This is a genomic window from Thermodesulfobacteriota bacterium, assembly GCA_039028315.1.
In the GTDB taxonomy this organism is placed as follows: Bacteria; Desulfobacterota_D; UBA1144; order Nemesobacterales; family UBA2774; genus CR02bin9.
This window is the reverse complement of sequence record JBCCIH010000132.1, coordinates 1-7096: the sequence shown is the minus strand read 5'-3', so window position 1 is coordinate 7096 and position 7096 is coordinate 1. Positions and strand designations below refer to the sequence as shown.

At 39.1% G+C, this 7096-nt stretch carries 8 protein-coding genes; 5 read left to right on the top strand and 3 right to left on the bottom strand.

The genetic code is table 11. The annotated features are described in order from the left end of the window. From AAF462_08620 to AAF462_08605, 4 genes are all read left to right on the top strand, one after another. Positions 1 to 261: ribulose-phosphate 3-epimerase (locus tag AAF462_08620; GenBank protein MEM7009181.1), on the top strand; the 261-nt coding region annotated here is incomplete at its 5' end. Positions 262 to 578: 317 nt separating this feature from the next. Then, positions 579 to 1931: a hypothetical protein gene (locus AAF462_08615; protein ID MEM7009180.1), complete on the top strand. Its 1353-nt coding sequence runs from the start codon at positions 579 to 581 to the stop codon at positions 1929 to 1931. Between the two features lie 194 nt (positions 1932 to 2125). Further along, a complete protein-coding gene (locus AAF462_08610) occupies positions 2126 to 2692 on the top strand; it encodes a hypothetical protein (GenBank protein MEM7009179.1) in 567 nt (188 codons plus the stop codon). Beyond that, on the top strand, positions 2685 to 3509 hold the full coding sequence (locus AAF462_08605; GenBank protein ID MEM7009178.1) for an ATP-binding protein: 825 nt from the start codon (positions 2685 to 2687) through the stop codon (positions 3507 to 3509). Before AAF462_08610 ends, AAF462_08605 begins: the two co-directional genes overlap by 8 nt. On the opposite strand, the gene AAF462_08600 is transcribed toward AAF462_08605, so the two are convergent. Together AAF462_08600 and AAF462_08595 are read right to left on the bottom strand one after the other, a co-directional pair. Then, positions 3506 to 4540, bottom strand: coding sequence for a histone deacetylase (locus AAF462_08600; protein MEM7009177.1), 1035 nt, complete (start codon positions 4538 to 4540; stop codon positions 3506 to 3508). The two genes, AAF462_08605 and AAF462_08600, sit on opposite strands and share 4 nt — an antisense overlap. Positions 4541 to 4592: 52 nt before the next feature. After that, on the bottom strand, positions 4593 to 5846 hold the full coding sequence (locus tag AAF462_08595) for a folylpolyglutamate synthase/dihydrofolate synthase family protein (protein ID MEM7009176.1): 1254 nt from the start codon (positions 5844 to 5846) through the stop codon (positions 4593 to 4595). A gap of 157 nt (positions 5847 to 6003) precedes the next feature. Here AAF462_08595 and AAF462_08590 point away from each other — a divergent pair, with 157 nt between their 5' ends. Then, complete coding sequence (locus AAF462_08590) at positions 6004 to 6468, top strand: transcriptional repressor (protein ID MEM7009175.1); 465 nt, start codon at positions 6004 to 6006, stop codon at positions 6466 to 6468. Positions 6469 to 6480: 12 nt separating this feature from the next. Here the strand turns inward: AAF462_08590 and AAF462_08585 are convergent. Then, positions 6481 to 7096, bottom strand: a 616-nt coding sequence (locus AAF462_08585) for a pyridoxine 5'-phosphate synthase (GenBank protein ID MEM7009174.1), incomplete at its 5' end; no start/stop codon positions are given.

The window sequence follows — 7096 nt, the reverse complement described above, 5'->3', positions numbered from 1 at the left end:
GTGCTTATTATGACAGTAGAACCGGGTTTTCCGGGCCAGAAATTTATAGAGTCTATGGTGGATAAGGTAAGCACCCTTAGAGAGATCATAGATGAGTTCCCAAACCCGCCTTTAATTCAAGTTGACGGCGGAATAAAGCTTGATAATATTAAACTAATATCAGATGCAGGAGCGGATTCTATAGTCTCCGGCTCTGGTATTTTCGGCACAAAAGACTATGCTGAGACTATTTCTCTTATGAGAAAAGAAATAGAGTCTTAGTCACTTAGTCAGCCGAACTTTCCTTGATTCGTGATCCCCATTAAAACTATATCTTTGCTGGGTCCAATCGCAATGACAGTAATTCTTGAATTACTTACTTCTATATTGTATTATGGCCATATAAACTGAATCGGATGACTGGCGGTGTCATAGGCGATTTCAATCTAGGTTTTGAGCTATTGCTCCTTCTTCTTTCTCAACTTGCAGCAACTCTACATAAACATCTATCAATAAGTAAATAAATTGAGATTTGAACCTTTTTGTTGTGGCATGTTACTGATTCTTTAAAATCATAAATCACAGGGGGTTTAACTACGATGTTTATACTCAATATGCTAGTGGCAGTGGTATTTGGATTTATAATGACCGTAATTTCGGTCTCAAATTTTGCTTATTCTCAAGATTTTGACTGTACTTATACTCAGATAACTGACACGATAGGTGGTATCACAAGTGATCTTAAAGCTAACTCTGATGTGTCACTCGTTGTGTTTGTTTCAAACCAGGACTTGACAGGTTTAAATATCGATGGAAACGCGGAGATTTTTCTATACGATGTAAATACTGACACATTCATGCAGGCAACAGATACTACTGGTGATAACAATCTAAGCCCGACTATGAGTAGTGACGGTTCGTTGGTTGTATTCACATCTGAGAATGATATTACAGGTGATAATGCTGATGGCAGCAGAGAGGTGTTCTTACTGGATACTGAAACTCTTGCAATAGACCAGCTTACAGATACAACAGGCGGCGGCGCATTTGTTTCCCGGTTCCCAATAATCAATTCTGATGGTACTCACATAGCTTTTGTTTCCAACAGAGATCATACAGGTGAAAATCCAGATGGTAATCCAGAGGTTTTTCTCTTCGATATCGACACATTGTCATTTATTCAAATTACAGATACTACAGTAATTAGTCATAATCTTCGTGCGGGTATTAGCGCTGATGGAACAATGGTGTCGTTCCAGTCATTAGGAGACCTCACAGGCGCCAACGCCGATCTAAGTCAGGAACTCTATCTTTACAACGCTAATACTGATGTAATCACACAAGTAACCGATAGCACAGACAGTACAGTTTCTAGTAACCGAAATCCCGCATTTAGTCCTGATGGGTCTCTTATAGTTTTTGATTCTAATCTTGATCTCACAGGAGATAATCCTGATGGTAGTCTTGAGATATTTCTATACGATATATTAGCAGATAGCACTACGCAGATAACTATGACAAATTCTAATAGTAATCTTCCAAGGTTCAGTCCAGATGGAAACACCATTATTTTCGCAAGTCTGGCAGATATTACCGGGGGCAATCCAGGGAACTCAAGGGAAATATTCCTCTACGATCTAGGTGATGATATGTTCTTTCAGCATACATCTTCAACAGGAGCCAGCACCTTTAGCACTGCACTTAATGCTGATTTTACTTTTTTAACATCACTAAATTCATCAGATTTAACGGGTGATAATCCTGATCTGAACTCAGAGGTGTTTATAGCGGAATGTCTAGCTGTTATACAAAACATTGATAATGACAGTGGAGGAGGTGGATGTTCTTTGGCACCTTCCAGCGGCAACATTTCTAATCTATCATTCTTAATGTTATTCCCTGCTTTAATACTTATACGAAGACTTATAAAAAGAAATTACAGAGCTGCTTAACTTTATAAAGGGAGCCTCGGCTCCCTTTTTTATACCATTTTATTGTATATACAACTCTATATTTTTATCTCTTTTTGGAATTTTGTAGAATTGGTTTAGAATAATTACACCCTATGGAGCGCGATTCTAATTATATTAAAGATGTCGAGAACTACTTTCTCAAATTGGCAGGAGAGGGGATAATGCTCTCATCTATGGACTATAGTATAATTTTGGAATGGCAAAATAAACATGTACCTAAAGAGGTCGTATTCAAAGGTATAAATCAGGCTTTTGAGAAAGAAAAACAAAAGGGATCTTCTTCACTTAGGAATTTGAAAAGGTGCCAAGAATATGTAGAGGATTCAATTAAGGAATATAGCCCTATAATTAAAAATGAATTAAAAAGGGCCATAGATGCGGATCAGAACTTGGATCACATAGTTAACCGTATTAGCAGTTATATAGAATCATCAGATCAGGATAAGCTAAAATCATACTATACAAACTTGAAAGAAAAGTTTATATCCAATAGATCTGACACGACTGAAAATATAGTAAGTTTAGTATCTCAGATTGAGAAAGAGTGCAATCAATATTTGTTCGAATCACTCTCTGAAGATGAGCAATCTGAAATTATGACAGAAGCAAAGAGTATGATAGGAAATAGAACCAGACATATGACCCAGGCTGCGATACAAGAGAGCACTGCTTCTTTTAGAGACGAAATAATGGCCGGTAAATTCGGTATTAAAAGCGTACTTGGAGATGATAATGGCTAGAAAGCTCCAAAAACTTGGATGTGATAACTGTAATTACGCTGGTTATACGATTGAAGATTCCAATAGCAATGCAAAGGCTATTTTGTGTAAGTGCGTATTGGACTGTCCGTATTGCGAGGGCGACGGCAGCATACTCTCAGTTAATGAAAGAGGCTATTCCTATGTTGCACCATGTCAATTCTGCGGCGTTATAAGAAGAAATGTGAAGCTCTATAACCTTGCCGGGATTCCGGCTAAATATTCTCATGTGTTCAAGGCCGATGCAGGACTTGGGCAAGGGATAAAGAACGTCTCACTTCAGCATGCACTTCAATATGCGAAAGAAGAGTTTGTAAATAAATATCCAACCAAAGACGGCTTTTTGCTCATGGGCCCCTCGGGAATTGGGAAAACCCATCTTGCTGTGGGCACGATCTCTGAGCTTACACTAAAGCACGGGGTAAAGTGCATGTTTAAAGATTTTTTCTACCTGCTCTCAGAGCTTAAGCAAGCCTATTCAGAGGGCACTCCTGAGAATGATGTAATAGCGCCCCTTATTGAAACTGACGTGCTCGTGATAGATGAGCTAGGTAAGGGAAGGAGCAATGAGTGGGAGCTCAATATCTTGGATCAGCTTATTTCAAAGCGCTATAATGCATCAAAAAAGACATTAATTACAACTAATTACATAACTTATGACATTGCCAAAGAGATCGGTGATACTCATGAAATATTAGAGGTAAGGGTAGGGGAGAGGATCGCCTCAAGGCTTTTTGAGATGTGTGAGTTCATATATCTTAAAGGCAAAGACTTTAGAAAAGAATCAAAAAAAGGTTAAAACTTCCAGTGCGCAGAATACGCATTTTTTACTTCTTGTATTAAATTATCTGCATTTGTTTCCACATTTCCAATATCATAATCAGAGTGTTTTTTATCTAGCAGTTCCTCAAGCATTTCTTTTGTGGAGATCCAAAGCCCGTCTAAGTTATATCCGCCCTCTAAGAGAAATATAATTTTACCATCACACACTTTGTCAGCCATATCAGTCAGCATCCTGGTCAATTTTGCAAACCCCTCAGGAGTAACCCTCATTCCGCCAAGCGGGTCCTCAATAAATATATCAAAACCAGCTGAGACCAAAATAAACTCAGGCTTATACTGCTCAATGACTGGTTTTAAGAGCTCATCAAAAATTTTAATAAATTCGTTATCTCCCATCTCTGGCGGCATAGGGACGTTCACTGTATATCCCTCACCCTCGCCGCTGCCGATCTCCTTTAAGCTCCCTGTTCCGGGGTAAAATGGGAACTGGTGGGTGGAGAAAAAGAGTACACTAGGATCTTCGTAGAAAATATTCTGGGTTCCGTTTCCATGATGCACATCCCAATCTATTACCATAACGCGCTCAAGTCCAACTACTTTGGTTAAATAAGCGGCGCCTACTGCTACATTATTAAAAAAGCAAAACCCCATAGGACGATCACGCTCTGCATGGTGGCCTGGAGGCCTCACTATAGGAAATGCTCTATCAACTTCGCCAGATAAAACGCTGTCGATTGCGGAGATAAGCCCGCCTGATGCTCTAAGGGCTGCATCAAATGTGACTGCACATGTAGAGGTGTCTGAGTCTAAGAAAACCTTTGGCTTTCCTTTAGTAGATGCGATTTTATCAAAATGCTCAGGGGTGTGCACAAGAGTGATCTCTTCTTTGGTAGCATCACGCGGCTCTATTCTAACGACCTCCTCCATAAGCTTTGTGAATTGAAGCATGTCGACAATGGCAAGTACTCTCTCGTAAGTCTCCGGATGCCCAGGGCCGTTATCATGATCTACATATAGTTTGTCTAGCACTATTCCAACTTTAGCCATAACTTATCTCCTTTGATAACTATATCACATCAGGCTATATCTGATTTAGTTGTCAGTTTTGGTTGCTTAGATTCTTTATCGCGCCAATTAGGTATATGGAACCTGTCACACATGATGGAACATTTTCTTCCCAAAGCCTGTGGTAAGCGTTTTTGTAATCTTCAAATATTTCTATTTGCTCGATGTACTTTGTTGCAGAATTTAAAAGGTCGGCGGGATTTGAACCTCTATCAGATAGTACATTCGTAAGTATAATTTTATCTGCAACTAAAGAGATCTCTTTAAAGAACTGATCGTGCCCTTTGTCGCTCAGCATTCCTATTAAAAATGTGAATTTAGTGTCTGGGTATGTCTTTTTTAATGAAGCTGCCAATGATTTTGCAGCTCCCGGATTATGAGCGCCATCTAAAATAAAAGGTACAGCAGCTCTAACAATTTCAAACCTGCCCGGCCAATTTATTTTATTAAGACCATCTCTCAGAGAGTTTTGATCTATTTTAAAGCTACTTAACTTGTCTAATTGTTCGAGAGTAGAGATTGCAACAGCTAAATTTTCTAGCTGATAACTGCCTGTCAGATTAGAGCTCATATCCTGAAGATCCCACCCTGAGCCTTTGTAAGAGAATTGGCCAGTATCCTCTCCTGTAATTTGAAAGTCTTTACTATAAATAAAAAGTGGGGCCATCCTATTAGTGGCCTCACATGATATCACCTCGAGCGCGTTTTGACTAGCCGCTGTTACTACCGGCACGTTCGGTTTTATAATACATGCTTTTTCAGCTGCGATTAGTTCAACACTCTCACCCAGGTACTCGCTATGATCAAGTGAGATATTTGTTATTACTGATACAAGTGGGGTGATCACGTTTGTTGCGTCCCAGCGTCCTCCCATCCCCACCTCAAGAACGTTTATATCAACATCTTTTCTGGCTAAATAAACAAAAGCCGCTGTAGTGATAACTTCAAAATAGCTTGGAGTTATTTTTTCATTGTCTGCGATTTCTTTGATTTCATCTAATATCTGACATAGTTCAGATTCTAAAATTTCACTTCCATTAATAGAAATTCTCTCGGTAATGCTTATCAGATGAGGCGATGTATAAAGTCCAACCCGATAACCCTGATCACCCAGAACTGCTGAGATGGCAGCAGCAACAGATCCTTTTCCGTTAGTTCCCGCAATCAGTATTCCCGGAACTTTTAGCTCAGGATTATCTAATAATCTAAGTAAGTTATGAATCCTTTCAAGACCTGGTTTAACCTTGTGCAGCCCCAGGGAATTAAGATATTCTAGTCCATTTTCCATAGTAGTGAGCTTAAATTATATCACACTCTTAGCGCTATCTACTTTTACTGTAAATATAGTGGTAATTATTTCCATTTAATAGTTTTCACCTATTGATATTCTTTTCAGATTAGTGTATAATTGATAACAGTTATCAAAATCGTTAAGGAGCTTCACAATGACTCCAATAGCAAAAAGAAAAATGGAAAGAAAAAAGACATTTAATGATTTTATTGCCAACAAGCACCTAAAATCCACAAAGCAAAGAGATATTATTTTTGATGAGTTCTTCAATAACTTTATGGGCAAACACGTCACCATTGAAGAGCTATACGAATCTTTAAAAGAAAACCATCCTTCAATCGGTTTTGCTACTGTATATAGAACGCTCAAGCTTTTTAAAGAAAGCGGTATTGCTTCTGAGCTTCACTTTGGAGACGGTAAGGCCCGCTATGAACCTGTAAGATCTGAGACTGCTGACCACCATCACATGGTATGTACACAGTGCGGAAGTATTATGGAATTTGCAAATATGCAGATTGAGTCTTGTCTTATGCAAATTGCAAAGTTAAATGAGTTTGATGTTTCAAACCACAAGTTAGAAATATATGGTTTGTGTTCTGATTGCAGGGAACAGAAATAATTTTGGCGACAATTAACTGCATAAAATAAGCATTTCACTTACTGCTTCTTCTATTCCGACGATTACTGCTCTGGATATTATGCTGTGTCCTATGTTTAGTTCTTCAATTTCTTCTATCCAAACAATAGGCTCTACGTTGTTATAATCAAGTCCATGCCCTGCGGCTACTCTTAGCTCAAGGTCTAGAGCACTAAATACAGCATTTTCTATTTTTCTAAGCTCTTTGTCGATCTTTGCCTCGCTGTCAGCCTCAGCATAATTGCCGGTGTGTATCTCCACCATATCAGCTCCAATTTCCTGAGAGGCTTTTACCTGCTTTTCATTGGGGTCAATAAATAGGCTTACGAATATTCCGCTTTCCTTTAGCTTATCAACAGCTTTTGAGACTACTTTCTTGTTTCCTATGACATCAAGTCCGCCCTCTGTAGTGAGTTCCTGGCGTTTCTCTGGAACTAGCGTAACCATATCAGGCGACACTTCGCTTGCAATTCGGACCATCTCGTTTGTTGCCGCCATCTCCATATTAAGCTTTGTCTTTACTGTTTCTCGTAGTATGTAGAGATCACGGTCTTGAATGTGCCTTCTATCTTCACGAAGGTGAACCACTATCCCGTGGGCTCCTGCGAGT